General features: G+C 41.4%; 27 protein-coding genes. 18 read left to right on the top strand and 9 right to left on the bottom strand.

All coding sequences use genetic code 11. The annotated features are described in order from the left end of the window. Nucleotides 1-38: 38 nt before the first annotated feature. From N8L90_RS03875 to galE, 5 genes are all read right to left on the bottom strand, one after another. Complete coding sequence (locus N8L90_RS03875; protein ID WP_261024242.1) at nucleotides 39-1,010, bottom strand: siderophore ABC transporter substrate-binding protein; 972 nt, start codon at nucleotides 1,008-1,010, stop codon at nucleotides 39-41. A gap of 95 nt (nucleotides 1,011-1,105) precedes the next feature. After that, nucleotides 1,106-1,858 (bottom strand): iron ABC transporter ATP-binding protein, encoded by a 753-nt coding sequence (locus tag N8L90_RS03870; RefSeq protein WP_261024240.1) that lies wholly within the window; start codon nucleotides 1,856-1,858, stop codon nucleotides 1,106-1,108. Continuing rightward, entirely contained in the window at nucleotides 1,855-2,811 is a 957-nt protein-coding gene (locus tag N8L90_RS03865) for an iron chelate uptake ABC transporter family permease subunit (protein ID WP_261024239.1), read from the bottom strand. The genes N8L90_RS03870 and N8L90_RS03865 overlap by 4 nt, the downstream gene beginning before the upstream one ends. After that, nucleotides 2,801-3,760, bottom strand: coding sequence for an ABC transporter permease (locus tag N8L90_RS03860; protein WP_180374999.1), 960 nt, complete (start codon nucleotides 3,758-3,760; stop codon nucleotides 2,801-2,803). Before N8L90_RS03860 ends, N8L90_RS03865 begins: the two co-directional genes overlap by 11 nt. 143 nt (nucleotides 3,761-3,903) lie before the next feature. Beyond that, complete coding sequence (gene galE / locus N8L90_RS03855) at nucleotides 3,904-4,902, bottom strand: UDP-glucose 4-epimerase GalE (protein WP_033687339.1); 999 nt, start codon at nucleotides 4,900-4,902, stop codon at nucleotides 3,904-3,906. Nucleotides 4,903-5,195: 293 nt separating this feature from the next. On the opposite strand from galE, the gene pepA reads away from it, so the two are divergent. Both pepA and N8L90_RS03845 read left to right on the top strand, forming a co-directional pair. Further along, on the top strand, nucleotides 5,196-6,260 hold the full coding sequence (gene pepA / locus N8L90_RS03850; protein ID WP_000209167.1) for a glutamyl aminopeptidase: 1,065 nt from the start codon (nucleotides 5,196-5,198) through the stop codon (nucleotides 6,258-6,260). A 21-nt stretch (nucleotides 6,261-6,281) separates the two neighbouring features. Then, complete coding sequence (locus N8L90_RS03845; RefSeq protein WP_033679682.1) at nucleotides 6,282-6,578, top strand: bacteriocin immunity family protein; 297 nt, start codon at nucleotides 6,282-6,284, stop codon at nucleotides 6,576-6,578. A gap of 97 nt (nucleotides 6,579-6,675) precedes the next feature. Here the strand turns inward: N8L90_RS03845 and N8L90_RS03840 are convergent, their stop codons facing one another. Next, nucleotides 6,676-8,307 carry a Na/Pi cotransporter family protein gene (locus tag N8L90_RS03840; protein WP_261024234.1) on the bottom strand — a complete coding sequence of 544 codons (1,632 nt, stop codon included), beginning with the start codon at nucleotides 8,305-8,307 and terminating at the stop codon, nucleotides 6,676-6,678. Nucleotides 8,308-8,546: 239 nt separating this feature from the next. Here N8L90_RS03840 and N8L90_RS03835 point away from each other — a divergent pair, with 239 nt between their 5' ends. The 12 genes from N8L90_RS03835 to dnaJ all read left to right on the top strand — a co-directional run bounded on the left by N8L90_RS03835 (nucleotide 8,547) and on the right by dnaJ (nucleotide 20,242). Then, a complete protein-coding gene (locus tag N8L90_RS03835; RefSeq protein WP_001096743.1) occupies nucleotides 8,547-9,743 on the top strand; it encodes a phosphoglycerate kinase in 1,197 nt (398 codons plus the stop codon). A gap of 135 nt (nucleotides 9,744-9,878) precedes the next feature. Further along, nucleotides 9,879-10,406, top strand: coding sequence for an FUSC family protein (locus N8L90_RS03830; RefSeq protein WP_057487513.1), 528 nt, complete (start codon nucleotides 9,879-9,881; stop codon nucleotides 10,404-10,406). 76 nt (nucleotides 10,407-10,482) lie between these two features. Then, nucleotides 10,483-10,839: a transcriptional repressor GlnR gene (glnR, locus tag N8L90_RS03825; protein ID WP_000659548.1), complete on the top strand. Its 357-nt coding sequence runs from the start codon at nucleotides 10,483-10,485 to the stop codon at nucleotides 10,837-10,839. 36 nt (nucleotides 10,840-10,875) lie between these two features. Beyond that, nucleotides 10,876-12,222 carry a type I glutamate--ammonia ligase gene (gene glnA, locus N8L90_RS03820; protein ID WP_001122886.1) on the top strand — a complete coding sequence of 449 codons (1,347 nt, stop codon included), beginning with the start codon at nucleotides 10,876-10,878 and terminating at the stop codon, nucleotides 12,220-12,222. Between the two features lie 119 nt (nucleotides 12,223-12,341). Continuing rightward, nucleotides 12,342-12,662 (top strand): PadR family transcriptional regulator, encoded by a 321-nt coding sequence (locus N8L90_RS03815; protein WP_261024225.1) that lies wholly within the window; start codon nucleotides 12,342-12,344, stop codon nucleotides 12,660-12,662. Further along, the gene (locus tag N8L90_RS03810) at nucleotides 12,662-13,237 is read left to right on the top strand and encodes a DUF2812 domain-containing protein (protein WP_261024224.1); all 576 of its coding nucleotides are present in this window, start codon (nucleotides 12,662-12,664) and stop codon (nucleotides 13,235-13,237) included. Before N8L90_RS03815 ends, N8L90_RS03810 begins: the two co-directional genes overlap by 1 nt. A 34-nt stretch (nucleotides 13,238-13,271) precedes the next feature. Next, nucleotides 13,272-13,781 carry a DUF2812 domain-containing protein gene (locus N8L90_RS03805; RefSeq protein WP_261024222.1) on the top strand — a complete coding sequence of 170 codons (510 nt, stop codon included), beginning with the start codon at nucleotides 13,272-13,274 and terminating at the stop codon, nucleotides 13,779-13,781. 163 nt (nucleotides 13,782-13,944) lie between these two features. Next, nucleotides 13,945-14,979, top strand: coding sequence for a heat-inducible transcriptional repressor HrcA (hrcA, locus tag N8L90_RS03800; RefSeq protein WP_084889556.1), 1,035 nt, complete (start codon nucleotides 13,945-13,947; stop codon nucleotides 14,977-14,979). A 26-nt stretch (nucleotides 14,980-15,005) separates the two neighbouring features. Continuing rightward, nucleotides 15,006-15,530, top strand: coding sequence for a nucleotide exchange factor GrpE (grpE, locus tag N8L90_RS03795; protein WP_000046038.1), 525 nt, complete (start codon nucleotides 15,006-15,008; stop codon nucleotides 15,528-15,530). A 478-nt stretch (nucleotides 15,531-16,008) separates the two neighbouring features. Continuing rightward, complete coding sequence (gene dnaK / locus N8L90_RS03790; RefSeq protein ID WP_000034661.1) at nucleotides 16,009-17,832, top strand: molecular chaperone DnaK; 1,824 nt, start codon at nucleotides 16,009-16,011, stop codon at nucleotides 17,830-17,832. Nucleotides 17,833-18,047: 215 nt separating this feature from the next. Next, a complete protein-coding gene (locus N8L90_RS03785) occupies nucleotides 18,048-18,680 on the top strand; it encodes a DJ-1/PfpI family protein (protein ID WP_261024219.1) in 633 nt (210 codons plus the stop codon). Between the two features lie 425 nt (nucleotides 18,681-19,105). After that, complete coding sequence (gene dnaJ, locus N8L90_RS03780) at nucleotides 19,106-20,242, top strand: molecular chaperone DnaJ (RefSeq protein WP_261024217.1); 1,137 nt, start codon at nucleotides 19,106-19,108, stop codon at nucleotides 20,240-20,242. 290 nt (nucleotides 20,243-20,532) lie between these two features. Here dnaJ and N8L90_RS03775 read toward each other — a convergent pair whose 3' ends face one another. Continuing rightward, a complete protein-coding gene (locus N8L90_RS03775; RefSeq protein ID WP_261024215.1) occupies nucleotides 20,533-20,820 on the bottom strand; it encodes a hypothetical protein in 288 nt (95 codons plus the stop codon). 9 nt (nucleotides 20,821-20,829) lie between these two features. Continuing rightward, on the bottom strand, nucleotides 20,830-21,240 hold the full coding sequence (locus N8L90_RS03770) for an HIT family protein (protein WP_001278317.1): 411 nt from the start codon (nucleotides 21,238-21,240) through the stop codon (nucleotides 20,830-20,832). 67 nt (nucleotides 21,241-21,307) lie between these two features. Between N8L90_RS03770 and N8L90_RS03765 the strand changes: the two genes are divergently transcribed. Together N8L90_RS03765 and N8L90_RS03760 are read left to right on the top strand one after the other, a co-directional pair. Beyond that, nucleotides 21,308-22,039 (top strand): ABC transporter ATP-binding protein, encoded by a 732-nt coding sequence (locus N8L90_RS03765; RefSeq protein WP_261024214.1) that lies wholly within the window; start codon nucleotides 21,308-21,310, stop codon nucleotides 22,037-22,039. Continuing rightward, nucleotides 22,036-23,085 carry an ABC transporter permease gene (locus N8L90_RS03760; protein ID WP_261024213.1) on the top strand — a complete coding sequence of 350 codons (1,050 nt, stop codon included), beginning with the start codon at nucleotides 22,036-22,038 and terminating at the stop codon, nucleotides 23,083-23,085. Before N8L90_RS03765 ends, N8L90_RS03760 begins: the two co-directional genes overlap by 4 nt. A 60-nt stretch (nucleotides 23,086-23,145) precedes the next feature. Here N8L90_RS03760 and N8L90_RS03755 read toward each other — a convergent pair whose 3' ends face one another. Further along, nucleotides 23,146-23,475 (bottom strand): hypothetical protein, encoded by a 330-nt coding sequence (locus N8L90_RS03755; RefSeq protein ID WP_049538860.1) that lies wholly within the window; start codon nucleotides 23,473-23,475, stop codon nucleotides 23,146-23,148. A 295-nt stretch (nucleotides 23,476-23,770) separates the two neighbouring features. Between N8L90_RS03755 and N8L90_RS03750 the strand changes: the two genes are divergently transcribed. Together N8L90_RS03750 and N8L90_RS03745 are read left to right on the top strand one after the other, a co-directional pair. Continuing rightward, the gene (locus tag N8L90_RS03750) at nucleotides 23,771-24,508 is read left to right on the top strand and encodes a response regulator transcription factor (protein WP_261024211.1); all 738 of its coding nucleotides are present in this window, start codon (nucleotides 23,771-23,773) and stop codon (nucleotides 24,506-24,508) included. 13 nt (nucleotides 24,509-24,521) lie between these two features. After that, nucleotides 24,522-25,871, top strand: coding sequence for a sensor histidine kinase (locus N8L90_RS03745; RefSeq protein ID WP_004269600.1), 1,350 nt, complete (start codon nucleotides 24,522-24,524; stop codon nucleotides 25,869-25,871). Nucleotide 25,872: the final 1 nt, after the last annotated feature.

Below are 25,872 nucleotides of genomic sequence, written 5' to 3'. Positions count from 1 at the left end.
TTTTATCATGTAAAGATGTTAGTTGAGTTTGAAGCAACTTATTTCAAAGCTTTTTGTGCGTCTTCAATCATGAGTTTTGTTGATTCAAGACCGCCTCCGCTGAGATACCAAAGATCTGGTGTTAGTTGGATAATCTTACCGTTTTTAGCAGCAGGAGTTTCAGCGATGAGGGCATTTTCTAGGACACCGTCGTTGCTAGAGTTGTCCCCACCGATGGCAAGGGTACGGTTGATGACAAAGAGGATGTCAGGATTGATTTCTTTGACACTTTCAAAGCTGACTTCTTGTCCGTGGCGTGAGTCTTCGAATTTAGTGTCAGTTGGCTTGAATTTCAAGGTTTGATACAAGAAAGAGAAACGAGATTGGGCACCAAAGGCAGCCATTTTTCCTTCGTTGAGGAGGATAGCAAGGGCTTTTTTGTCAGAACTTTCGTTTTTAGTTGCGACTTCTTGGATGCTCTTGTCTAGCTTGGCCAATTCTTCCTTGGCTTTCTGTGTACCAGTTTCACCAAAGGCGCCTGCTAAGGATTCAATGTTGGTCTTAGTTGAAGTCCAGTAGTCATCTTTGCCTGCTTGGAAGAGAACAGTCGGAGCGATTTCGTTGAACTTATCTACGAATTTTTGGGTACGTGGTGAAGCGATAATTAGGTCTGGTTCAAGAGCAGCAAGGGCTTCTAGGTCTGGCTCAACCATAGAACCAACATTTTTAACTTTTCCAGCTAGGTCTTTAAGATAAGTCGGAACAGTTTTTGTAGGCATTCCAACGATATTCTTTTCAAAACCTAAAGCGCGAATAGTATCCGCAGCACCGAGGTCAAAGGTCACAATCTTTTCAGGGACTTTTGAAAGTGTGACTACACCTAGTGAACTTTTAATGGTTACCTCTGTTGGAGCAGAGCTACTTGACTCCGTCTTACTAGTGCTTGAGTTTGTGTTTGTACTACATGCACCAAGTAGGAGCAAGAAACTAGCCACTAGGGCAGTGAGGTAAAGTTTAAGGGATGTTTTCATGATTTCTCCTTTTTAAAATGTGATAACGATTTAGGGAGTCTCTAGGTTTTATTGACTAAGAGACAAAGTTTCTTCTAACTCGAGTTTCTGAGTTGCTAGCTATAGATACAAATCTTTTTGCCATTGATATCAGCTAGCGTGATGGGAATCTCATATAGTTGACTGAGCAGGTCGCCCTGCATGATTTGATTGGTTGTTCCCTTGCAAAAGACTTGTCCATCTTTGAAGGCGACAATTTCATCTGCATACTGACTGGCCATATTGATATCGTGGAGGACGATGATAATGGTCTTACAGAGCTCTTCCACCAATCGCCGAAGAATCTGCATCATGCTGACGCTTTGCTTGATGTCGAGATTATTGAGCGGTTCGTCTAGTAAGATAAAGTCCGTATCTTGGGCCAGTACCATGGCGATAAAGACCCGCTGAAGCTGGCCTCCAGACAGGCTATCGATGTAGCGGTCTTTTAGGTTGGTCAGTTCTAAATAGTCCAGAGTTTCTCGGATTTTTTCCCAATCTTCTGGTCTCAGTCGACCTCGACTGTAGGGAAAACGTCCAAAGCTGACCAGTTCTTCAACCGTCAATTTGGCTTGGTAATTGATTTTCTGCTTTAGGATGGTCAGTTCTTGGGCTAGTTCTTGCGAATTCCAGCTCTCGATTTCACGACCTTTGATACTGAGAATCCCCTGATCTTTCTTGGTCAGTCTGCTCATGATGGAGAGGAGAGTCGATTTTCCAGCACCATTTGGACCGATAAAGGCTGTCAGTTTTTGAGGACTGACTTCAAGCGAAATGTCTTGTAAAATATCCTGTTTTTGAATGGATTTGTCAATGTTTTCCAGTTTCACTGACGCGCCCTCCTGTAAAGTAAGATAAAGAATAAGAGACCACCCACGCTCTCGATAATCATGCTGATGCGAATTTCCAGCGCAAAGACTCGTTCAATAAGGGCTTGCCCCAAGGTCAAACTGATAAATCCGACCAGAATGGCTACGATAAAGAGCAATTTGTGCCGATAATCTTTGACAATCAGGTAGGTGAGGTTGGCTAGCATAAAGCCGAAGAAGGCCATAGGTCCTACCAGGGCAGTTGCTGTTGAGGTCAAAAGCACGATGCCCCAGAGGAGTTCTCTCTGTTCTTTTTCAACATCGAGCCCCAATATTTGAGCCGTTTCTCTTTGCAGGTGCAAGACATCCAGAATGACTGCTTTTCGAAAGAAAAAGAGTGTCAAAGCAAGGATAATCAGAGAGCCGATGGCTAGGATGGAAGTATTGAGATGCTGAAAGGAAGCAAAGAGACTGTTCTGCAATTTATCGTATTCATTTGGATCCATCAAGACTTGAAGGAAGGTACTGATATTTCGAAAGAGACTTCCAAGGGCTAGACAGATTAGCAGGATGCAGACCAGATCTTGCTTCACCAGTGTCTTCAAGTAACCTTGTAAGGCGAGAAAGAAGAGGGATTGGAGCAGAAGCAAGACCAGAAATTCTAAGATAGGAGACTTTCCAAGCTGAAGAAATTTGCTTTCAAAAACTAGTAGCAGGGTTTGTAGTAGGACGTAGAAGGATTCGATTCCCAAAATACTTGGTGTCAGGAAGCGATTTTCCGTCAGGGTTTGAAAACTAATGGTCGAAATCCCTGTCGCGATAGCCACCAAGAGATAAACAACTATCTTTTGTGAACGTAATTTCCATGCAAAGACAGACAGGTGGGTGATGGGCCAAAAGTAGAGGAGACAAGCACCGATGACCAGAATAATGAGAAGGCAGAAGAGCTTGGTATGTTTGCTTTTAAACTGCATCTTTTCGTCCCCCTCTCCATAGAAGTAGGATAAAGACGAGGCTACCAATGATTCCTAGTAGAAGACTGACAGACAGTTCATAGGGCCGAATTAGAACTCGGGATAGGATATCGCAGGCCAGAACTAGATTAGCACCGACCAGAGCGACGATGAGTTTGGTCTGACTTAGATTATCTCCATAGTGCTTGCGAACAAGATTGGGAACGATGACCCCGAGAAATGGCAAGCCACCCACAGTAATCATGGTGACACTAGTCGTTAGCGCCACCAGAAAGAGGGCCAGTTTTTCAAGTAGGGAGTAGGAAATCCCCAAACTTTCGCTAGTTTCTTTTCCTAGATTCATGATGGTAAAAGTTTGGGATAATTTCCAAACGGCTATCAGGATAATGAGGCCTAAAAAGAGCCACTCATACTGATGAGTCTGAATCATGGAGAAGGAGCCCTGGGTCCAGGCTGTCATACTCTGAACCAGATTGAAACGGTAGGCGATAACTTCTGTCACAGAACCAATAATCCCGCTATAGATGATCCCAATCAGAGGCAACATCCACCTTTCCTTTACAGTAAAAATGGTCATAAAGGCTAGGAAGAAGAGGGTGAATACGATGGATGAAACAAAAGCGAAGAGCATCTTTTGGGTCAGACTAGCCGACGGAAAGACAAAGAGGCTCAATACCATTCCCAGTTTGGCGGCTTCAGTGGTTCCAACTGTACTCGGAGCAGCAAACTGATTTTGAGTGATAGTCTGCATGAGAAGTCCTGCCATACTCATACTAGAGGCGGTCAGGAGAATGCTGATGGTTCTTGGGAGACGCGATTCTTGAAAGAGAAGCCAAGTTTCATGATCCAGTGCAAAGAGTTTTCCCCATGAAAAATCACTGGTTCCAATGCTAATGGAGAGAAAGACTAGGAGTAGAAGTAAGCCAATTAAATAATGAGAAAGTTTCATACCCCGTCCTTTCATGTGGATTTGGTATCGAAAGATACCTGCGGATATTACTGTAACACGATTTCTTTAATCTGTCAATAAATTTTCTGACAATTTAATAAATAAAGCAAGGAGAGAGCGCCAAGGCTTTCTCCTTTGTTATCCTATTCCAAAATGTTTTTGCCTTCTTTAACACGCCAACGATAATCTGATAAAATAATATCTTCGAGGGAGTAGCTAGCCTTCCAATCAAGATATTTTTTAGCTTTTGATGCGTCTGCTAGGACGCTGGCTGGGTCACCAGCACGGCGAGCAACAATTTCGTGTGGTATTTTTTGATTCAGTAATTCTTCAGCAGTTTTAAAGATTTCTTTGACGGTATAGCCTTTTTCAGTTCCTAAGTTAAAGATTTGAGAAGAACTGTCTTCTTGAAATAGGTAGTTCATTCCTTTAACATGAGCCTGTGCAAGGTCCAAGACATGAATGTAATCTCGAATACATGAACCATCACGTGTATCATAGTCATCTCCAAATATTTTCAGGCTATCATTTTGTCCCAATGCGGTCTTGTTGATGTTGGGAATGATATGAGTTGGATTTTTCACTCGCAGACCGTTTGAAGCATCCATTTCAGCTCCAGCAACATTAAAGTAACGGAAAATGACATATTTCCAATCGTAGCGATTGGCCATCCAGTAAATCATTCGTTCACCCATCAGTTTTGTTTCTGCATAAGGATTGACAGGGTCGAGCAGGGTATCTTCAGTAGCTGGCTTGTCAATACAGTTATTACCATAGAGGGAAGCAGTTGAAGAGAACATGATTTTTTGAATACCAACTTCAGATAAGACTTTTAGAACTTGGTTCATACCCGCAACATTGGCAGTGAAGTATTTACTTGGATTTTCAATACTTTCGCTCACAACAATTTCACCTGCACAATGAAGAACAGCATCAATCTTATTTTCTTCTAAGTAAGCTTTTAGAGCACTAGAATCATAAACATCTAGTTGCTTAAAGCTAGCACGACTATCCACAGCCGAACGATTTCCTGTAGAGAGATTATCTAGAACATGTACCTGATAGCCAGCATTTAAAAGAGCTTTAACGGTATGGGAGCCAATATAGCCAGCTCCACCTGTAACAAGAATTGTTTTGGTCATGATTTTTTCCTTTTCCTAGTTTTGTACTATTTTAAAGAAATAAGAAGGCAAAGTCAACTATTTTCTGCAAATTTCATGAAAAACTGAACAAATATAGCATTGAATTGTTTTGTGTTTGGAAATTAATAGTTTGGTTGATCTTGGAATAGTTCTTAGATTTCACCTCACATGCAAGAAAATACAAGCTTTTTATAAGATACAGTAAGACTAAGATACTAATTTAGAAATCCACCTTCCCGCTATCCTTCTCCTATAAAAAGTGGTAAAATGGATGAAAGAAAGAAGGAACTGAAATGACAACATTATTTTCAAAAATCAAAGAAGTAACAGAACTTGCTGCGATCTCAGGTCATGAAGCACCTGTCCGTGCTTATCTTCGTGAAAAGTTGACACCGCACGTGGATGAAGTGGTGACAGATGGCTTGGGTGGTATTTTCGGGATTAAACATTCAGAAGCTGCGGATGCACCACGTGTCTTGGTCGCTTCTCACATGGATGAAGTTGGTTTTATGGTCAGCGAGATTAAGCCAGATGGCACCTTCCGTGTGGTTGAAATTGGTGGTTGGAATCCTATGGTAGTCAGCAGCCAACGTTTCAAACTCCTGACTCGTGATGGTCATGAAATTCCAGTGATTTCAGGCTCTGTTCCGCCACATTTGACTCGTGGAAAGGGCGGACCAACCATGCCTGCTATTGCAGATATTGTTTTTGATGGTGGTTTTGCGGACAAGGCTGAGGCAGAAAGTTTTGGCATCCGTCCTGGTGACACTATTGTCCCAGATAGTTCCGCTATCTTGACAGCCAATGAAAAAAATATCATCTCAAAAGCTTGGGACAATCGCTACGGGGTTCTTATGGTGAGCGAGCTTGCAGAAGCCCTGTCAGGTCAAAAACTTGGTAATGAACTCTATCTGGGTTCTAACGTCCAAGAAGAAGTTGGTCTCCGCGGTGCTCATACATCTACAACCAAGTTTGATCCAGAAGTCTTCCTAGCAGTTGATTGCTCACCTGCTGGTGATGTTTATGGCGGTCAAGGCAAGATTGGGGATGGAACCCTGATTCGTTTCTACGACCCAGGTCACTTGCTTCTCCCAGGTATGAAGGATTTCCTTTTGACAACGGCTGAAGAAGCTGGAATCAAGTACCAATACTACTGTGGTAAAGGCGGAACAGACGCTGGCGCAGCTCATTTGAAAAATGGTGGTGTCCCATCAACAACAATCGGTGTTTGCGCTCGTTATATCCATTCTCACCAAACCCTTTACGCTATGGATGACTTCCTAGAAGCGCAAGCTTTCTTACAAGCCTTGGTGAAAAAATTGGATCGTTCAACGGTTGACTTGATTAAAAATTATTAAACCATAAGGGAGGTGGTAGGGATGGTAGAACCAAACCTAGAAAGCCTTGTAAAAGATCTTTACAATCATGCTCGACATGATTTGAGTGAAGATTTAGTTGCTGCTCTCCTAGAGACTGCTAAAAAACTGCCTACTACAAATGAGCAATTGCTGGCAGTTCGTCTCTCAGGCCTGGTCAATCGTGAATTGCTCCTAAATCCCAAACATCCAGCACCTGAGTTGCTCAACTTGGCTCGCTTTATCAAAAGAGAAGAAGCAAAGTACAGAGGAACCGCAGCTTCTGCGATTATGTATGGGGAGCTCTTTAAAATGCTTTGATTCCATTGTGAATCAAAGCATTTTTCTATATATTAGAAAAGCAATTCTTGGTTAGGAAAAGAAAAAAGCCACCCCATTTAGGATAGCTTCTTGGATCTTAGATTTGTTCAGCGATAACCTTTTCAGCAAGGTTCATGGCGTGGTCAGATACACGAGTATAGTGGGAAATGATGTCGATAAAGTTGACCCCAGCTTGTGTTGAACACTCGCCCTTGTTGAGGCGTTTGATGTGAGTCTTTCTGAGAACACGTTCCATATTGTTGATTTCTTTATGGCGTTCAATCAGACTTTGAGCTTTTTCGATATCATTGTTTTCCACGCTATCAAGGGCATCCTTGATAAAGCCAGTGGTTTTTTGATAGATGTCAGCCAATTCCTGCAAAGCAGCTTCAGAAAACTCAACATTTTTACGTTGAAGATAGTCAGTCAGATTAATTAGCGCTTCTGCGTGGTCTCCAATTCGTTCCAAATCGCGGGATGAATCCAGGATGTTGGTCAGCACTTCACTTTCTTTCTGGCTAAGGGCTTCGCTTGAAAGAGTAATCAGGTAACGAGTCAATTTTTCATCAATGGTATTGATGGCTTCTTCTGTCTTGTGGCCTTTTTCAGCAACCTTTTCATTAAGGTCAATGATGTAGTTGTATGAAAGGTCAAAGGCTTTAGAAGCATAATTTCCCAAGTGAAGGAGTTCTTTTTTGGCATTTCCGAGAGCGATTGATGGAGCTTGTTTAATCAAATGCTCATCGAGGTAAAGCGGCTCGTATTTGACAACTTCATCTTCACCAGGGATGAGCTTGGTTACAAAGTAGGCCAAGGCTCCGATGAATGGAAATTGTACAATGGTGTTACTTACGTTAAAGGCACCGTGAGAGAAGGCAATGGTCATCTCAGGTGAGAGGTGAAGGAGTGTCTGGAAGTACTCAATCATAGATGTAAATGGGCCTAATAAGATTAAGCAAAGAATGGTTCCTAAAACGTTAAAGGTGACGTGGGTTGCAGCAACGCGTTTCGCAGAGACATTGGCTCCAGCTGCCGCGATGATAACTGTTAGGGTTGTCCCGATATTATCCCCGAAGAGAACTGGTAGAGAACCTTTAAGGTCAAGGAATCCACCTGCATAGAGACCTTGCAAAATCCCGATTGTCGCAGAAGAGGCCTGGATGAGGACGGTAATCACTGCACCGGCAAAAACTCCCAACACAGGATTTTGTCCCAAGGTTACCATATATTCCTTGAATTGTGGTAAATCTTTAAGAGGGCTCATACCGGCACTGATGAGGTTTAGAGCATAGAAGATTCCCCCTACACCAAACAGGATGCGTCCGATATTGTTTGCTGTTCTGTTTTTTGTAAAGAAGAGGAACATGGTTCCAAGGAAAATCAAGGGTAAAGCATACTCACCAAGCTTGAAACCGATGATAAAGGAAGTAACTGTGGTTCCGATGTTGGCTCCCATGATAATTCCGATAGCCTGTCTAAGTGTGAGAAGACTAGCGCTGACCAGTCCAACCGTGATAACTGTAACACCTGTACTTGACTGAATCAGGGCAGTCACGACAATCCCTACTAGAACACCTAAAAAGGGATTGCTAGTGTATTTGTCAATGTAAAAACGAAGGCGATCTCCAGCAGCTTGTTGCAAACCGTCTCCCATGGTCTTGATACTATATAAGAATAGTCCCAGACCACCTAAAAAGTGAAATAAAATTTCCTGCCAATTAATGGACATTTCTTTTTCCTCCGAAAAATAATAACGGAATTTCTCCTATTCTATTTTAAAGGATAAAAGTAAATCTAACAAGTGTTAAGCTAAGATTTTAGAAAGAAAATTCGTTAGAAAAAGCAAAAATAATATACTCTAGCATGCCACAAAGATTAAATATCGAAAAATCTTGTGAAATCTTTCCTTATATTTCCAAAGTGTGATATAATAGTTTCGAATAAAATAAATAAAGGGGTTTTTGTAACATGGCAAAACTTACTGTTAAAGACGTTGACTTGAAAGGTAAAAAAGTCCTCGTTCGTGTTGACTTCAACGTACCATTGAAAGATGGCGTAATCACTAATGACAACCGTATCACAGCAGCTCTTCCAACTATCAAGTACATCATCGAACAAGGTGGACGTGCTATCCTCTTCTCTCACCTTGGACGTGTGAAAGAAGAAGCTGATAAAGCTGGTAAATCACTTGCTCCTGTAGCTGCTGACTTGGCAGCAAAACTTGGTCAAGACGTTGTTTTCCCAGGTGTCACTCGTGGTGCTGAATTGGAAGCAGCAATCAACGCTCTTGAAGATGGACAAGTTCTTTTGGTTGAAAACACTCGTTACGAAGATGTTGATGGCAAGAAAGAATCTAAAAACGATCCTGAACTTGGTAAATACTGGGCATCACTTGGAGATGGTATCTTCGTAAACGATGCATTCGGTACAGCTCACCGTGCACACGCATCTAACGTTGGTATCTCAGCAAACGTTGAAAAAGCAGTTGCTGGTTTCCTTCTTGAAAACGAAATTGCCTACATCCAAGAAGCAGTTGAAACTCCAGAACGTCCATTCGTAGCTATCCTTGGTGGTTCAAAAGTTTCAGACAAGATCGGTGTTATCGAAAACTTGCTTGAAAAAGCTGATAAAGTCCTTATCGGTGGTGGTATGACTTACACATTCTACAAAGCACAAGGTATCGAAATCGGTAACTCACTTGTAGAAGAAGACAAATTGGATGTTGCGAAAGCTCTTCTTGAAAAAGCAAATGGTAAATTGATCTTGCCAGTTGACTCAAAAGAAGCTAATGCATTTGCTGGCTACACTGAAGTGCGTGACACTGAAGGTGAAGCAGTTTCTGAAGGCTTCCTTGGTCTTGACATCGGTCCAAAATCTATCGCTAAATTTGACGAAGCTTTGACTGGTGCCAAAACAGTTGTATGGAACGGACCTATGGGTGTATTTGAAAACCCAGACTTCCAAGCTGGTACAATTGGTGTGATGGACGCTATCGTGAAACAACCAGGCGTTAAATCAATCATCGGTGGTGGTGACTCAGCTGCCGCAGCGATCAATCTTGGACGTGCAGATAAATTCTCATGGATCTCTACTGGTGGTGGAGCATCAATGGAACTTCTTGAAGGTAAAGTTCTTCCAGGACTTGCAGCCTTGACAGAAAAATAAGATTTTATAAATGAATCAAAGAAGAGAGGGATGAAAGTTCCTCTTTTCTTTTGCTTAAAATAAAAACGCTTCCTCTCAACTATTACTCATAAAAATCACCGATTTATGATAAAATGGAAATAGAAAGTTGAGATTATGAGTTATTTTAAAAAATATAAATTCGATAAATCCCAGTTCAAACTTGGTATGCGAACCTTTAAAACAGGTATTGCTGTTTTTCTAGTTCTCTTGATTTTTGGCTTTTTTGGTTGGAAAGGTCTTCAAATTGGTGCTTTGACAGCCGTTTTTAGCCTGAGGGAGAGTTTTGATAAGAGTGTCCATTTTGGGACTTCGCGTATTCTAGGAAATAGTATCGGTGGCCTCTATGCCCTGGTCTTCTTCTTATTAAATACCTTTTTCCACGAAGCCTTTTGGGTGACCTTGATAGTTGTTCCAATCTGCACCATGTTAACCATTATGACAAATGTAGCCATGAATAACAAAGCAGGGGTTATTGGTGGTGTAGCGGCTATGTTAATCATTACCCTATCGATTCCGAGTGGAGAGACGATTTTGTACGTATTTGCGCGTGTATCAGAAACTTTCATGGGAGTTTTTGTCGCAATTCTCGTAAATTACGATATTGATCGTATTCGGCTCTTTTTAGAGAAAAAAGAAAAATAATGTTATATTTTATAACATTATCAATTGACGTTTGTCTTTTTTTAGACTATAATAGACAGAAAGAAGGAAATTGTAAATGAAGGAAAAAGAATTTCGCCGAAATATGGCTGTTTTTCCTATCGGCAGTGTTATGAAGTTGACCGATTTATCGGCGCGTCAGATTCGTTATTATGAAGATCAAGAGTTGATTAAGCCTGATCGAAACGAAGGGAACCGTCGCATGTATTCCTTGAATGACATGGATCGTCTGCTTGAAATCAAAGATTATATCTCTGAAGGTTATAATATCGCTGCCATTAAGAAAAAATATGCTGAACGTGAGGCGAAATCCAAGAAAGCGGTGAGTCAGACTGAGGTGCGTCGTGCACTTCACAATGAACTCCTCCAACAGGGTCGCTTTGCTTCAGTACGGTCACCTTTTGGTCGCGGTTAAGCAACCGCAAGTAGTCATACATTAAGGAGAAAACTCATGCCAATCACAGCTGCAGATATTCGTCGTGAAGTCAAGGAAAAAAATGTTACCTTTATCCGTCTCATGTTCTCAGATATTTTGGGAACCATGAAAAACGTCGAAATTCCTGCTACAGATGAACAGTTAGATAAAGTCTTGTCAAACAAGGCTATGTTTGATGGATCTTCTATTGAAGGTTTTGTACGCATCAACGAGTCAGATATGTACTTGTACCCTGACTTGGATACATGGACAGTCTTCCCGTGGGGAGATGAAAATGGAAGTGTTGCAGGTTTGATCTGTGATGTCTATACAACAGAAGGTGAGCCATTTGCAGGAGACCCTCGTGGTAATTTGAAACGAGCTCTTCGTCACATGGAAGAAGTGGGATTCAAGTCCTTCAACCTTGGGCCAGAGCCAGAATTCTTCCTATTTAAATTGGATGAAAATGGAGACCCAACACTTGAAGTAAATGACAAGGGTGGATACTTTGATTTGGCACCTACTGACCTTGCGGACAATACACGTCGTGAGATTGTCAATGTCTTGACAAAAATGGGATTTGAAGTAGAAGCTAGTCATCACGAGGTTGCGGTTGGACAGCATGAGATTGACTTTAAGTACGATGAAGTTCTCCGTGCCTGTGATAAGATTCAAATCTTTAAGCTCGTTGTCAAAACCATTGCTCGCAAACACGGACTTTACGCAACCTTTATGGCCAAACCAAAATTTGGTATTGCTGGATCAGGTATGCACTGTAATATGTCCTTGTTTGATGCAGAAGGAAATAATGCCTTCTTTGATCCAAATGATCCAAAAGGAATGCAGTTATCAGAAACTGCCTACCATTTCCTCGGTGGTTTGATCAAGCATGCCTACAACTATACTGCCATCATGAACCCAACGGTTAACTCATACAAACGTTTGGTTCCAGGTTATGAAGCGCCTGTTTACATTGCTTGGGCTGGTCGTAACCGTTCGCCACTTGTACGCGTGCCTGCTTCACGTGGTATGGGAACTCGTCTTGAGTTGCGTTCGGTGGACCCAATGGCAAACCCATACATCGCTATGGCGGTTCTTTTGGAAGTTGGTTTGCATGGTATCGAAAATAAAATCGAAGCACCAGCTCCTATCGAAGAAAATATCTACATCATGACAGCAGAAGAGCGTAAAGAAGCTGGAATTACAGACCTTCCATCAACTCTTCACAACGCTTTGAAAGCTTTGACAGAAGATGAAGTTGTCAGAGCGGCTCTTGGAGAACATATCTATACTAGTTTCCTTGAAGCCAAACGCATTGAATGGGCAAGTTATGCAACCTTCGTTTCACAATGGGAAATTGATAATTATTTAGACCTTTACTAATACTAATATAGAAGAAAGATTGCCTGAGGGCGGTCTTTTTTCTTGTATTTTATATCGAAGTGTGATATATTTTATATAACGAAGTGCGACATATCGGACTAGATAGAAGGTGGCTATAAATGGAATTAACGGATAAGATCCGTCGTGTTTATCTTCCGATGACGGAAACGGGCTTTTATATCTTGTTCTGTCTGCAAAAGGAAGGTCATGGTTATAGTATTACGCAAAAGGTCAGGGAAATGACAGATTCGCAAGTTTCGATTAGTCCTGGAACTATGTATGGAACCTTGTCAAAGATGGAAAAGGATGGTTTGATTTCCTTTGTCCGCGAAGAGGAAAAGCGGAAAATCTATCATATCACAGACTTGGGACGAAAAGTTTTAGATATTGAATTGAAGCGTATTGAACGGCTCTATAGAAACAGTCGGGAGGAAGGATGATGGAAAAGAAAATTGTTTATCGGATTTTTACAATTGCGGATTATGATAGGGAGGCTCTATACTTTAGAGAAATGCATGCTGAGGGATGGAAACTTAGAAAAGTAAGCTACTCTATCTTATTGTTTGCAGTTAAGTATACCTTTGAAAAGTGTCAGCCTGAGCAAGTGTCTTATCAGTTGGATTTTTACCCAATGGAAAAATCAGAGAGAGCCTCCTATTTACAACTGTTTAAAGACTGTGGTTGGGAGCATATTACAGACTTTAATAGTTTTTCCTATTTTAGAAAAGCGCATTCTGAAATTGAATCGGATGCAGAATTTGAAATTTATAATGATGCCACTGGGAAGTTAGCTATGGTTAATCGCATTTTAAGACTGCGATTAGTACCTGTTTTACTTTTGCTAGCCATACATATACCATTCTTACTTAAATTGCTCAATAGGAGTAATGCGTATGGTCTATGGAGTTTTCTTGCGGTCGGGCTAGATGTTTTCTTGTCTTTAATCCTTTTGTTAATAGTTGCCTATATTAGCTGGAAGTTATGGCATAAAAAGAAGGGATTGTCAGATTTATGATAGGGTAGGTATGCTCAAAATTGGAGGGGAAGTCATGATAAATAAAAAGCAATTTCGGATTTTTACCATTGTTGATTTGGACAAGGAAGAAGAGTATTTGCATGAGATGCATTTGAAGGGTTGGAGATATAGAACGAGTCGTTTTGGTTTTTTCTATTTTGAACAGTGCCAACCAGATGATATCATTTATCATATCTATGATTCTAGATTTCTTAAAAAGTATAAGCATGAACTACAAGATTTTAGAAAAAGAGGTTGGGAATTGATAGAAATAGGTTTTTGTTCAATTCTTCGTAAACCAACTTCTGATATACTTTCAGAGGAGAAAGTCTATATGCGTAATGATCTTAGATGGGAAGTTATGCGGTCTAGACTTCGTTCCTGTATAGCCGCTTTCTCAGGTGGTCTTGTTGTTTGTATGAGTTTGTTTCGAGAAGAACTGTCGCAACCTTTCTTTGTTATTTTTGTTTTATATGCTTTTCTAATTTCTTACCTAATCTATGGTTATTTCAGATTAAAAAGGAAATACCAGGTAGATGAGTAGTAAGACTCTAGGTCTTCAGACTGATTTTTAGCACTCTTGATAAAAGAGTGCTAATTTTTTGAGTTTTTGTCTTGACATTCTCTTTTAAGGGTGTATAATAGAATCATAAGTTAGCACTTGAGTGCATCGAGTGCTAATTGATCAGACAGAGAGGAGTGATGAGATGGTTACAGAGCGTCAGCAGGATATTTTAAATCTGATTATTGACATCTTTACCAAAACGCACGAACCTGTCGGATCCAAAGCCTTGCAAGAGTCTATTAACTCTAGCAGTGCAACCATTCGTAATGATATGGCGGCTTTAGAAAAGCAAGGGTTGCTTGAGAAGGCTCATACTTCAAGTGGTCGGATGCCAAGTGTTGCTGGTTTTCAGTACTATGTAAAACACTCACTGGATTTTGACCGACTGGCTGAAAATGAGGTTTACGAGATTGTTAAAGCCTTTGATCAGGAATTCTTCAAATTGGAGGATATTTTGCAAGAGGCTGCTAATCTACTGACAGACTTGAGTGGCTGTACGGTAGTAGCGCTGGATGTTGAGCCCAGCAGACAACGGTTGACAGCCTTTGATATCGTTGTTTTGGGGCAACATACAGCCTTGGCGGTATTTACCCTAGACGAGTCTCGAACGGTTACAAGTCAGTTTTTGATTCCAAGGAACTTCTTGCAGGAGGATTTGCTGAAACTGAAGGCAATCATTCAGGAACGTTTCCTCGGTCACACCGTTCTAGATATTCACTACAAGATTCGGACGGAGATTCCGCAGATTATCCAGCGTTACTTTACAACAACCGACAATGTCATCGATCTCTTTGAACACATTTTTAAGGAAATGTTCAACGAAAACATTGTGGTGGCGGGCAAGGTCAATCTCTTAAATTTTGCCAATCTAGCAGCCTATCAGTTCTTTGACCAACCGCAAAAGGTGGCTCTGGAGATTCGTGAAGGGTTGCGTGAAGATCAGATGCAAAATGTCCGTGTTGCAGACAGTCAAGAGTCCTGTTTAGCTGACTTAGCGGTGATTAGTAGCAAGTTCCTCATTCCTTATCGGGGAGTTGGAATTCTAGCAATTATCGGTCCGGTCAATCTGGATTACCAACAGCTAATCAACCAAGTCAATGTAGTCAATCGTGTTTTGACCATGAAGTTGACAGATTTTTACCGCTACCTCAGCAGTAATCATTACGAAGTACATTAAGATTGAAATCATTAAAGGAGGCGAAAATGGCCCAAGATATAAAAAATGAAGAAGTAGAAGAAGTCCAAGAAGAGGAAGTTGTGGAAACGGTAGAAGAAACAACTCCTGAGAAGTCTGAATTGGACTTGGCAAATGAACGTGCGGATGAGTTCGAAAATAAATACCTTCGTGCTCATGCAGAAATGCAAAATATCCAACGCCGTGCCAATGAAGAGCGTCAAAACTTGCAACGTTATCGTAGCCAGGACTTGGCAAAAGCGATTCTCCCTTCTTTGGATAACCTAGAGCGTGCACTCGCAGTTGAAGGTTTGACAGATGATGTGAAGAAGGGCTTGGAAATGGTGCAAGAAAGCTTGATTCATGCTTTGAAAGAAGAGGGAATCGAAGAAATCGCAGCTGACGGTGAATTTGACCATAACTACCATATGGCTATCCAAACTCTCCCAGCAGACGATGAACACCCAGCAGATACCATCGCCCAAGTCTTCCAAAAAGGCTACAAACTCCATGACCGCATCCTAAGACCGGCTATGGTAGTGGTGTATAACTAAGATACAAAGCCCGTAAAAAGCTCACAGTAAAAATAGGAGATTGACGAAGTGTTCGATGAACACAAGAAAATCTATCTTTTTTACTCAGAGCTTAGGGCGTGTTCGATTAGGCAATTCTGACGGTAGCTAAAGCAACTCGTCAGAAAACGGCAATCGCTATGGCGTTTGCCTAGCCTCTTTACTAACTCGTCGTCGAAATAAAATCGATTTCGACTCCTCGTGTCGCAATTTACATAATAGAAAACTTGTCCGAAACGACACTAAACTATGAAGAAAGATAAAAAAGTAGTTCAGCTTTGCAATAGTGAGCGAAGCGAACCAAAGACGATACTCTTCGCCGTGGTGCTATTTGCGCAAACTTTGAGACCTTAGGCTCAAAGTTTAGTCAAAGAGATTGACAAAGTCAAGCTCTGACGGCGCCGCCACTTAAGAAGAGTATCAAAAAGAAAATAGAATATAAAATTTAAGGAGAAAAAACATGTCTAAAATTATCGGTATTGACTTAGGTACAACAAACTCAGCAGTAGCAGTTCTTGAAGGAACTGAAAGCAAAATCATCGCAAACCCAGAAGGAAACCGCACAACTCCATCTGTAGTCTCATTCAAAAACGGCGAAATCATCGTTGGTGATGCTGCGAAACGCCAAGCAGTTACAAACCCAGATACAGTCATCTCTATCAAATCTAAAATGGGAACTTCTGAAAAAGTTTCTGCTAACGGAAAAGAATACACTCCACAAGAAATTTCAGCTATGATTCTTCAATACTTGAAAGGTTATGCTGAAGACTACCTTGGTGAAAAAGTTACTAAAGCAGTTATTACAGTTCCAGCTTACTTCAACGATGCTCAACGTCAAGCAACAAAAGACGCTGGTAAAATCGCTGGTCTTGAAGTAGAACGTATTGTCAACGAACCAACTGCAGCAGCCCTTGCTTACGGTTTGGACAAGACTGATAAAGAAGAAAAAATCTTGGTGTTTGACCTTGGTGGTGGTACATTCGACGTATCTATCCTTGAATTGGGTGACGGTGTCTTCGATGTATTGTCAACAGCAGGGGACAACAAACTTGGTGGTGACGACTTTGACCAAAAAATCATTGACCACTTGGTAGCAGAATTCAAGAAAGAAAACGGGATTGACTTGTCTACTGACAAGATGGCAATGCAACGTTTGAAAGATGCTGCTGAAAAAGCGAAGAAAGACCTTTCTGGTGTAACTTCAACACAAATCAGCTTGCCATTTATCACTGCAGGTGAGGCTGGACCTCTTCACTTGGAAATGACCTTGACTCGTGCGAAATTTGACGATTTGACTCGTGACCTTGTAGAACGTACAAAAGTTCCAGTTCGTCAAGCCCTTTCAGATGCAGGTTTGAGCTTGTCAGAAATCGACGAAGTTATCCTTGTTGGTGGTTCAACTCGTATCCCAGCCGTTGTAGAAGCTGTTAAAGCTGAAACTGGTAAAGAACCAAACAAATCAGTAAACCCTGATGAAGTAGTTGCTATGGGTGCTGCCATCCAAGGTGGTGTGATTACTGGTGATGTCAAAGACGTTGTCCTTCTTGACGTAACACCATTGTCACTTGGTATCGAAACAATGGGTGGTGTCTTCACAAAACTTATCGACCGTAACACAACAATTCCAACATCTAAATCACAAGTCTTCTCAACTGCGGCAGACAACCAACCAGCCGTTGATATCCACGTTCTTCAAGGTGAACGCCCAATGGCAGCAGATAACAAGACTCTTGGACGCTTCCAATTGACAGATATCCCAGCTGCACCTCGTGGAATTCCTCAAATCGAAGTAACATTTGACATCGACAAGAACGGTATCGTATCTGTTAAGGCCAAAGATCTTGGAACTCAAAAAGAACAAACAATTGTGATCCAATCAAACTCAGGTTTGACAGACGAAGAAATTGACCGCATGATGAAAGATGCAGAAGCTAACGCTGAAGCAGATAAGAAACGTAAAGAAGAAGTTGACCTTCGTAACGAAGTAGACCAAGCTATCTTTGCGACTGAAAAGACAATCAAGGAAACTGAAGGCAAAGGATTCGACGCAGAACGTGACGCTGCCCAAGCTGCCCTTGATGACCTTAAGAAAGCGCAAGAAGACAATAACTTGGACGACATGAAAGCAAAACTTGAAGCATTGAACGAAAAAGCTCAAGGCCTTGCTGTGAAACTCTACGAACAAGCTGCAGCAGCTCAACAAGCTCAAGCAGGAGCAGAAGGCGCACAAGCAACAGGAAACGCAGGCGATGACGTCGTAGACGGAGAGTTTACGGAAAAATAAGATGCAAATCCCGTTAAAACCTCACAGTGAAAATAGGAAATCTGACGCAGAAACTTTAGTTTCTAGGAAGATTTGTCTTTTTCACCAAGAGGTTAGGGAGTGCTCGATTTAGCATTACTAGTTTGATTTTTAAAACTCGAACGTCGTAATGATAAGAAGAAATCCAGAGGTTGCAACCCAGCCTCTGTTTTTCGATAAAATAGAGGATGTTGTGTATGAAAAAAGTACTTTGTATCATTTATCCTAATTTTTCTCTTTATGAGATAACCGCTTTAACAAGTACTTTAGCTCTGTCTTTTGATATCACGATTGATTATGTAGCTTCTGAGAATTCGATAGTGGTCTCTGAGGATGGTTTGTCCTGTCAACCGACGAAAACATTGGATCAAATCCGAATAGAAGATTATTCTTGCATGATTTTGCCAGGAATGGTAAATATAGGTCCTGCTCTACAAGATGAGAAATTGATCTCGTTTTTGAGAAGTCTTGCTGAGCAAGATATCCTAATTGCAGCCATTTCTTCAGCGCCCCTTTTATTGGCGAAATCAGGCTTGTTGAACGACACGAAATTTACAGGTGGAATTTGGCAAAACTTCTTTGATTATTTTGAATTTCTTCCACGTGAGAATTTCCAACCGAAAGTTCTTGTCCAAGATAAACAAATCATTACGGCTATCGGTTTTGCACATCAAGAGTTTGCAAGAAAAGTGATTTTCGGTTTAGGGTTGGCAGAGAATACGGACAACTATTTTAAAGAACAGAACGAGTATGCTGAAGAGGATTTGATATTTACTCTATCAGATGAAGAGTTTAATCAAGTAAAGCAGAGTATAGAAAACAGTCTCTAAAGATTTACTTATAAATTATAGAAAGGAATAAGGGTGTTCAGAGAATTGAACTCACACTCTGAGCTTTCCTACTAAATATAAAAGAAAGGAATTGAACCCGACCTAATGGTGGTTCGATTCAGAACATCAATAGAAAGGAACAAGGGTGTTCGGGGAATTGTAGCCGAGCTCTGAAGTTTCTTACTCAATATGAAAGAAAGGAATTGAACCCGACCTAAATTCGTGGTTTGATTTACAACATCAATAGAAAGGAACAAAGAGCGTTCGGGGAATTGAACTCGAGTTCTGAAGTTTCTTACTTAATATGAAAGAAAGGAATTGAACCCGACCTAAATTCTCGGAAAAAAGATAAATCTGCCTAGGAGCATCGCTCCAACGTCAGATTTCCTATTTTTCAGTCGAATTTTACGGTCTTGGTATCTTGTATGAACAATACTGAATTTTATGATCGTCTGGGGGTGTCAAAAAACGCTTCGGCAGACGAAATCAAAAAGGCTTATCGTAAGCTTTCCAAAAAATATCACCCAGATATCAATAAGGAGCCTGGTGCTGAGGAAAAATATAAGGAAGTTCAAGAAGCCTATGAGACTTTGAGTGACGACCAAAAACGTGCAGCCTATGACCAATATGGTGCTGCTGGTGCCAACGGTGGCTTTGGTGGTGCAGGTGGTTTCGGTGGTTTCAACGGGGCGGGTGGCTTCGGTGGTTTTGAGGATATTTTCTCAAGTTTCTTCGGCGGAGGGGGAGCTTCACGCAATCCAAATGCTCCTCGTCAGGGGGATGACCTCCAATACCGTGTGAACTTGACCTTTGAAGAAGCTATTTTTGGAGCTGAAAAAGAAGTTAAATACAACCGTGAAGCAAGCTGTCGTACATGTAATGGCTCTGGTGCTAAGCCAGGAACAAGTCCAGTCACTTGTGGACGCTGTCATGGAGCTGGTATCATTAACGTTGATACACAAACTCCTCTTGGTATGATGCGTCGTCAAGTAACCTGTGATGTCTGTCATGGTCATGGAAAAGAAATTAAAGATCCATGTACAACATGTCACGGAACAGGGCATGAAAAACAAGCCCATAGCGTACATGTGAAAATCCCTGCTGGTGTGGAAACAGGTCAACAAATTCGCTTAGCAGGCCAAGGTGAAGCAGGATTTAACGGTGGACCTTATGGTGACTTGTATGTAGTGGTTTCTGTGGAAGCCAGCGACAAGTTTGAACGTGAAGGAACCATTATCTTCTATAATCTGAACCTTAACTTTGTCCAAGCAGCTCTTGGTGATACGGTAGATATCCCAACTGTTCACGGTGATGTTGAATTGGTTATCCCAGAGGGCACTCAGACTGGTAAGAAATTCCGTCTACGTGGAAAAGGAGCTCCGAGCCTCCGTGGTGGTGCAGTTGGTGACCAATACGTTACCGTTAATGTCGTAACACCGACAGGCTTGAACGACCGCCAAAAAGCAGCCTTGAAAGAATTCGCAGCTGCAGGTGATTTAAAAGTCAATCCAAAGAAAAAAGGCTTCTTTGACCATATTAAAGATGCCTTTGAAGGAGAATAAAGCAAAAAGAGCCGAGTGGCTCTTTTTTGTTTATAGATTTTTTAAAACTTTCCTTAAGTGATGACGGACGGTAGGGACCTTCTTCGAAGTTCCATACCTAAACTTTGAGCCTAGGTATCAAAGTTTCCGAACACCTGAAACCAAGCTGTTTCAGGTGTTTTCATTACGGCGGAAAGCCTAGGAAAGTCTTCGATTTAGTTGTGAAATGGTGAATGAGTTGCCTAAATTATGATGTATAGTTGACGGGATATAACTTGTTTACCTTTTAAAAAAGAGCCGTCGGGCTCTTTTTACTTATCTTCAAGTTCCTGTGTTTCTTTGATCACTGCTAGTCTAGTCTGGATATCCTTTTCCAAGACCTTAAACTTGTAGGTGAGGTCTTCTTGATATTCCTTGATGAGTTCTTTTTGCTGGTCAATGATTTGCAGGCTGTTTTGGATAATATCCACATCGTCCTTGATAGCTTGAACGCGGTCAGTTGTATTTAAGACTTCATCTGTGATGGTTTGGCGATTTTTTGTGAGCAGATAACTTCCAGCTGCAGCTCCTGCAAATAGCAGTAGGTTGGATAATTTCATGGCAACTCCTTAGGCGTTTTTGATAGTTTCAGCGACTTGAGCGAGTTTGTCAAAGTCTGGTTCGTGGGCGATAAAATCAATCTTGAGGTCATCGTCCGCACTGTAGCGAGGCACGAGGTGAACGTGGGTATGAAAGACGGTTTGCCCTGCAATTTCTTCACAGTTGGCAATGATATTCATACCAGCAGCCTTGGTAGCTTTCATGACTTTTTGAGCTACTTTTGGTACTTGGGCAAAGAGTTGGCTGGCGCTAGTAGCGTCCATTTCCAAAAGATTGCGATAGTGTTCTTTGGGTACGACCAAGGTGTGTCCAGGTGTCACTTGAGAGATATCAAGAAAGGCAAGAACCTGCTCATCTTCATATACTTTTGAAGCAGGAATTTCCCCTGCGATGATTTTACAAAAAATGCAATCTGACATAAAATCTACCTCTACTGTATTGAATTTTGATATAATATAGCTACATTATACCAGATTTGGAGAAAATATGTTAGAAATTAAAAACCTGACAGGTGGCTATGTCCATGTCCCTGTCTTGAAAGATGTGTCCTTTACTGTTGAAAGTGGGCAGTTAGTTGGTTTGATTGGTCTCAATGGCGCTGGTAAATCGACGACAATCAATGAGATTATCGGTCTGTTGATACCTTATAGTGGCTCCATTAATATCAATGGCTTGACCCTGCAAGAAGATGCGACAAGTTACCGCAAGCAAATTGGCTACATTCCAGAAACGCCTAGCTTGTATGAGGAATTGACCCTCAGAGAGCATATCGAAACGGTTGCTATGGCTTATGGTATTGAGCAGAAAGTGGCTTTTGATCGAGTAGAACCTTTGTTAAAAATGTTCCGTTTGGACCAGAAATTAGACTGGTTCCCTGTTCATTTTTCAAAAGGGATGAAGCAGAAAGTCATGATTATCTGTGCTTTTGTGGTGGATCCGAGTCTCTTTATCGTGGATGAGCCTTTCCTTGGTCTCGATCCGCTGGCTATTGCAGACTTGATTCAGCTTTTGGAAGTGGAAAAGCAAAAGGGCAAGTCCATTCTCATGAGTACCCACGTGCTGGATTCGGCTGAGAAGATGTGTGATGCCTTTGTCATTCTTCACAAGGGAGAGGTGCGTGCCAAGGGAAATCTCCTGCAACTGCGCGAAGCCTTTGATATGTCTGAGGCTAGTTTGAATGATATTTACTTGGCTCTGACCAAAGAGGAGGAGCTATGAAAGACTTGTTTTTAAAGAGAAAGCAGGCTTTTCGTAAGGAGTGTGTCGGTTATTTGCGCTATGTTCTCAATGACCACTTTGTCTTGTTCCTGCTTGTCCTGTTGGGCTTTCTAGCCTACCAGTACAGTCAACTCTTGCAACATTTTCCTGAAAATCATTGGCCTATCCTTTTGTTTGTAGGAATTACGTCTGTTTTACTTTTACTTTGGGGTGGAATTGCCACCTATATGGAGGCTCCAGACAAGCTCTTTCTCTTAGTCGGAGAAGAGGAAATCAAGCTCCATCTCAAGCGTCAAACTGGCATTTCCCTAGTCTTTTGGCTCTTTGTCCAGACCCTTTTTTTGCTGTTATTTGCGCCCTTATTTTTGGCAATGGGCTATGGCTTGCCTGTTTTTCTGGTCTATGTGCTTTTATTGGGGGTAGGAAAATATTTCCTCTTTCGTCAAAAGGCCAGCAAATTTTTCACTGAAACTGGACTGGACTGGGACTATGTTATTTCCCAAGAAAGCAAGCGCAAGCAAGTCTTGCTTCGTTTCTTTGCGCTCTTTACCCAGGTCAAGGGAATTTCAAACAGCGTCAAGCGTCGTGCCTATCTGGACTTTATCCTAAAGGCTGTTCAGAAGGTGCCTGGGAAGATTTGGCAAAATCTCTATCTGCGTTCTTATCTGCGAAATGGAGACCTCTTTGCTCTCAGCCTTCGCCTGCTCTTGCTTTCCTTGCTGGCGCAGTTTTTTATCGAGCAATCTTGGATTGCGACAGCAGTGGTAGTTCTCTTTAACTACCTCTTGCTCTTCCAGTTGCTGGCCCTCTATCATGCCTTTGACTACCAGTATTTGACCCAACTCTTTCCGCTGGACAAGGGGCAAAAGGAAAAAGGCTTGCAGGCGGTAGTCCGAGGATTGACCAGTTTGGTCTTAGTAGTGGAATTAGTTGTTGGGTTGATTACCTTCCAAGAAAAACTAGCCCTTCTAGCCTTACTGGGAGCTGGTTTGGTTTTACAAGTTTTGTATTTGCCTTATCAGGTAAAACGTCAGATGCAGGACTAACATTGCTTATATGAAACAAAAAAGAAGTTGAGTTTAATTTAGCTCAGCTTCTTTTATTTTCTACAAGAGAATGGTTGGTCCGTAGAGACTCAACTTGGTCTTGACTTGGTCAAAGTGGAAACGGTCATAGGCCCGCCAAGCGGCGCGAGTAGGAGCATCTGGATTGAGGGCGCTGAGTCCCATGAGAAGACTGGAAGTCTGGTAAAATTTTTCCAGTTCAATCAAGACTCGATTATCCACTGTCTCAGCCTTGGCTAGAAAACCAAGAATAGAGTTTAATTGCTCCTGAAAGCGGACGTCGTCAGCGGTTGCCTGTTTGCATGCTTGGTAGGCTTTGTTTAAGTCCGTAATCAAAGTCTGAGCTCTTTTGATAGGGTCTGTATCTGTCATGAGAATTCCTCCTTTAATCTGTGTGCCAGTCTTACCTCTAGCAACTGTGTTTTGATACTGTCAGTCTATCACTTTTATCTCCTTTTCAACCATAAAATCTTTAATTGTCCTTGAAATTTCCTGAATGGTACTGTTAAGATTTTATGATAAAATAGTGGTAAGATTATCATGCTTATTTGAGGAACAAGCTACCCTTCAGGAGCGTTAAATGCCTGTTTAGGATTTGGTGGGCTTGTATCAAAGTATTTTTGCTATTCTCTTTTTAGGAAGAAATCGAAACAAGGAGAGTAAGAAGATGAGAATATTTGTTTTAGAAGATGATTTTTCCCAACAGACTAGGATTGAAACGACCATTGAGAAACTTTTGAAAGCACATCATATCACTCCGAGTTCTTTTGAAGTTTTTGGTAAGCCAGACCAGCTGCTGGCAGAGGTGCATGAGAAGGGAGCTCATCAGCTATTCTTTTTGGATATTGAGATTCGAAATGAGGAGATGAAGGGTCTGGAAGTGGCTAGAAAGATTCGGGATAGGGATCCTTATGCTCTCATCGTCTTTGTGACGACTCACTCGGAGTTTATGCCCCTGTCCTTTCGCTACCAGGTGTCAGCTTTGGACTACATTGATAAGGCCCTTTCGGCAGAGGAGTTTGAATCTCGGATCGAGACAGCCCTCCTCTATGCCAATAGTCAGGATAGTAAAAGTCTGGCGGAAGATTGCTTTTACTTTAAATCAAAATTTGCTCAATTCCAGTATCCTTTTAAAGAGGTCTACTATCTCGAAACGTCGCCCAGAGCCCATCGTGTTATTCTCTATACCAAGACAGACAGGTTGGAATTTACAGCGAGTTTAGAGGAGGTTTTCAAGCAGGAGCCCCGTCTCTTGCAGTGCCATCGCTCTTTTCTCATTAATCCTGCCAATGTAGTTCGTTTGGATAAGAAAGAGAAACTCCTTTTCTTTCCCAATGGAGGAAGCTGTATGATTGCGCGTTATAAGGTCAGAGAAGTGTCTGAGGCCATCAATAACTTACATTGAGTGAGGTGCTGGAATGGAATTAGTTTGGAAGATAGTATATGTGTTTTTGATATCTGGATTGGAATTGTTTATATTTTTTAAGGTGGATGGAATTGTTCTAACTCTGGAGAGAGTTTTTAAGTCCTTTCTTTTTAAGCTACTTTTAGCAGTTGTTTTTGTAACGATTAGCTATATAGTAGGAAATACTTACCTAACTTATTTTATGGAACCCTTGTACGGCATTGGTTTATCTTTCTTATTGTTAAGAGGGCTTCCTAAAAAACTACTCTTCTTTTATGGTCTCTTCCCAATGATGTTGGTGAATCTTTTTTTCAGGGTAGTCTCCTATTTTGTGATTCCATTTTTGGGGCAAGGGCATGTGTATGATGACCGCTCTTTTATTTGGTTATGTATAAAAATTTTCATTTGCTTTATTTCTCTAGCCTTTTTGAAATGGTTAGACTATGATTTTACTAGTTTGAGAAGGGAGACTCTCGATAAAGGTTTTCAAAAGTCCCTGACTACGATTAACTGGATAATGGGGGCTTACTATCTAGTGATGCAAAGTCTGTCTTTCTTTGAATATGAACAAGGTATTCAATCAACGACTGTTCGCCATCTCATCCTAGTCTTTTACCTACTCTTTTTTATGGGTATTATCAAGAAGCTAGATACCTATTTGAAGGACAAACTCCATGAGAGATTGGACCAAGAACAGGCCTTGCGCTACAGAGATATGGAACGCTATAGTCGGCATATAGAGGAACTTTACAAGGAAGTCCGGAGTTTTCGCCATGACTACACCAACCTCTTGACCAGTTTACGTCTGGGCATTGAAGAGGAGGATATGGAGCAGATAAAAGAGGTCTACGACTCGGTCTTAAAGGATTCTAGTCAGAAATTGCAGGACAACAAATATGACCTTGGCAGATTGGTAAATATTCGGGACCGTGCCCTCAAAAGTCTTCTAGCAGGGAAATTTCTAAAAGCTAGAGATAAGAAGATTGTCTTTAATGTCGAAGTTCCTGAGGAGATTCAGGTCGAGGGGATGAGTCTACTTGATTTTCTAACCATTGTGTCCATCCTTTGTGACAATGCTATTGAAGCCAGTGCAGAGGCCAGTCAACCTCATGTTTCAATCGCCTTTTTAAAAAATGGAGCACAGGAGACCTTTATCATTGAAAATTCCATCAAAGAAGAGGGCATAGATATTTCTGAGATTTTCTCCTTTGGAGCCAGTTCTAAAGGGGAAGAGAGAGGAGTTGGTCTCTATACTGTTATGAAAATTGTGGAAAGCCATCCTAATACCAGTCTAAATACCACCTGTCAAAATCAAGTCTTTCGTCAGGTTTTAACAGTTCACTCGATGTCAGTTGATGATTAGA

Origin of the sequence: Streptococcus mitis (assembly GCF_946190115.1) — a bacterium.
Lineage (GTDB): Bacteria > Bacillota > Bacilli > Lactobacillales > Streptococcaceae > Streptococcus > Streptococcus mitis_CO.
This window is presented reverse-complemented; position numbering and strand designations above follow the sequence as displayed.

Coding starts and splice junctions, on each gene's coding strand:
- N8L90_RS03875 (WP_261024242.1), bottom strand. CDS start 1,010: ATGAAAACATCCCTTAAACTTTACCTCACTGCCCTAGTGGCTAGTTTC.
- N8L90_RS03865 (WP_261024239.1), bottom strand. CDS start 2,811: ATGCAGTTTAAAAGCAAACATACCAAGCTCTTCTGCCTTCTCATTATT.
- N8L90_RS03860 (WP_180374999.1), bottom strand. CDS start 3,760: ATGAAACTTTCTCATTATTTAATTGGCTTACTTCTACTCCTAGTCTTT.
- galE (WP_033687339.1), bottom strand. CDS start 4,902: ATGACCAAAACAATTCTTGTTACAGGTGGAGCTGGCTATATTGGCTCC.
- pepA (WP_000209167.1), top strand. CDS start 5,196: ATGACAACATTATTTTCAAAAATCAAAGAAGTAACAGAACTTGCTGCG.
- N8L90_RS03845 (WP_033679682.1), top strand. CDS start 6,282: ATGGTAGAACCAAACCTAGAAAGCCTTGTAAAAGATCTTTACAATCAT.
- N8L90_RS03840 (WP_261024234.1), bottom strand. CDS start 8,307: ATGTCCATTAATTGGCAGGAAATTTTATTTCACTTTTTAGGTGGTCTG.
- N8L90_RS03835 (WP_001096743.1), top strand. CDS start 8,547: ATGGCAAAACTTACTGTTAAAGACGTTGACTTGAAAGGTAAAAAAGTC.
- N8L90_RS03830 (WP_057487513.1), top strand. CDS start 9,879: ATGAGTTATTTTAAAAAATATAAATTCGATAAATCCCAGTTCAAACTT.
- glnR (WP_000659548.1), top strand. CDS start 10,483: ATGAAGGAAAAAGAATTTCGCCGAAATATGGCTGTTTTTCCTATCGGC.
- glnA (WP_001122886.1), top strand. CDS start 10,876: ATGCCAATCACAGCTGCAGATATTCGTCGTGAAGTCAAGGAAAAAAAT.
- N8L90_RS03815 (WP_261024225.1), top strand. CDS start 12,342: ATGGAATTAACGGATAAGATCCGTCGTGTTTATCTTCCGATGACGGAA.
- N8L90_RS03810 (WP_261024224.1), top strand. CDS start 12,662: ATGGAAAAGAAAATTGTTTATCGGATTTTTACAATTGCGGATTATGAT.
- N8L90_RS03805 (WP_261024222.1), top strand. CDS start 13,272: ATGATAAATAAAAAGCAATTTCGGATTTTTACCATTGTTGATTTGGAC.
- hrcA (WP_084889556.1), top strand. CDS start 13,945: ATGGTTACAGAGCGTCAGCAGGATATTTTAAATCTGATTATTGACATC.
- grpE (WP_000046038.1), top strand. CDS start 15,006: ATGGCCCAAGATATAAAAAATGAAGAAGTAGAAGAAGTCCAAGAAGAG.
- dnaK (WP_000034661.1), top strand. CDS start 16,009: ATGTCTAAAATTATCGGTATTGACTTAGGTACAACAAACTCAGCAGTA.
- N8L90_RS03785 (WP_261024219.1), top strand. CDS start 18,048: ATGAAAAAAGTACTTTGTATCATTTATCCTAATTTTTCTCTTTATGAG.
- dnaJ (WP_261024217.1), top strand. CDS start 19,106: ATGAACAATACTGAATTTTATGATCGTCTGGGGGTGTCAAAAAACGCT.
- N8L90_RS03775 (WP_261024215.1), bottom strand. CDS start 20,820: ATGAAATTATCCAACCTACTGCTATTTGCAGGAGCTGCAGCTGGAAGT.
- N8L90_RS03770 (WP_001278317.1), bottom strand. CDS start 21,240: ATGTCAGATTGCATTTTTTGTAAAATCATCGCAGGGGAAATTCCTGCT.
- N8L90_RS03765 (WP_261024214.1), top strand. CDS start 21,308: ATGTTAGAAATTAAAAACCTGACAGGTGGCTATGTCCATGTCCCTGTC.
- N8L90_RS03760 (WP_261024213.1), top strand. CDS start 22,036: ATGAAAGACTTGTTTTTAAAGAGAAAGCAGGCTTTTCGTAAGGAGTGT.
- N8L90_RS03755 (WP_049538860.1), bottom strand. CDS start 23,475: ATGACAGATACAGACCCTATCAAAAGAGCTCAGACTTTGATTACGGAC.
- N8L90_RS03750 (WP_261024211.1), top strand. CDS start 23,771: ATGAGAATATTTGTTTTAGAAGATGATTTTTCCCAACAGACTAGGATT.
- N8L90_RS03745 (WP_004269600.1), top strand. CDS start 24,522: ATGGAATTAGTTTGGAAGATAGTATATGTGTTTTTGATATCTGGATTG.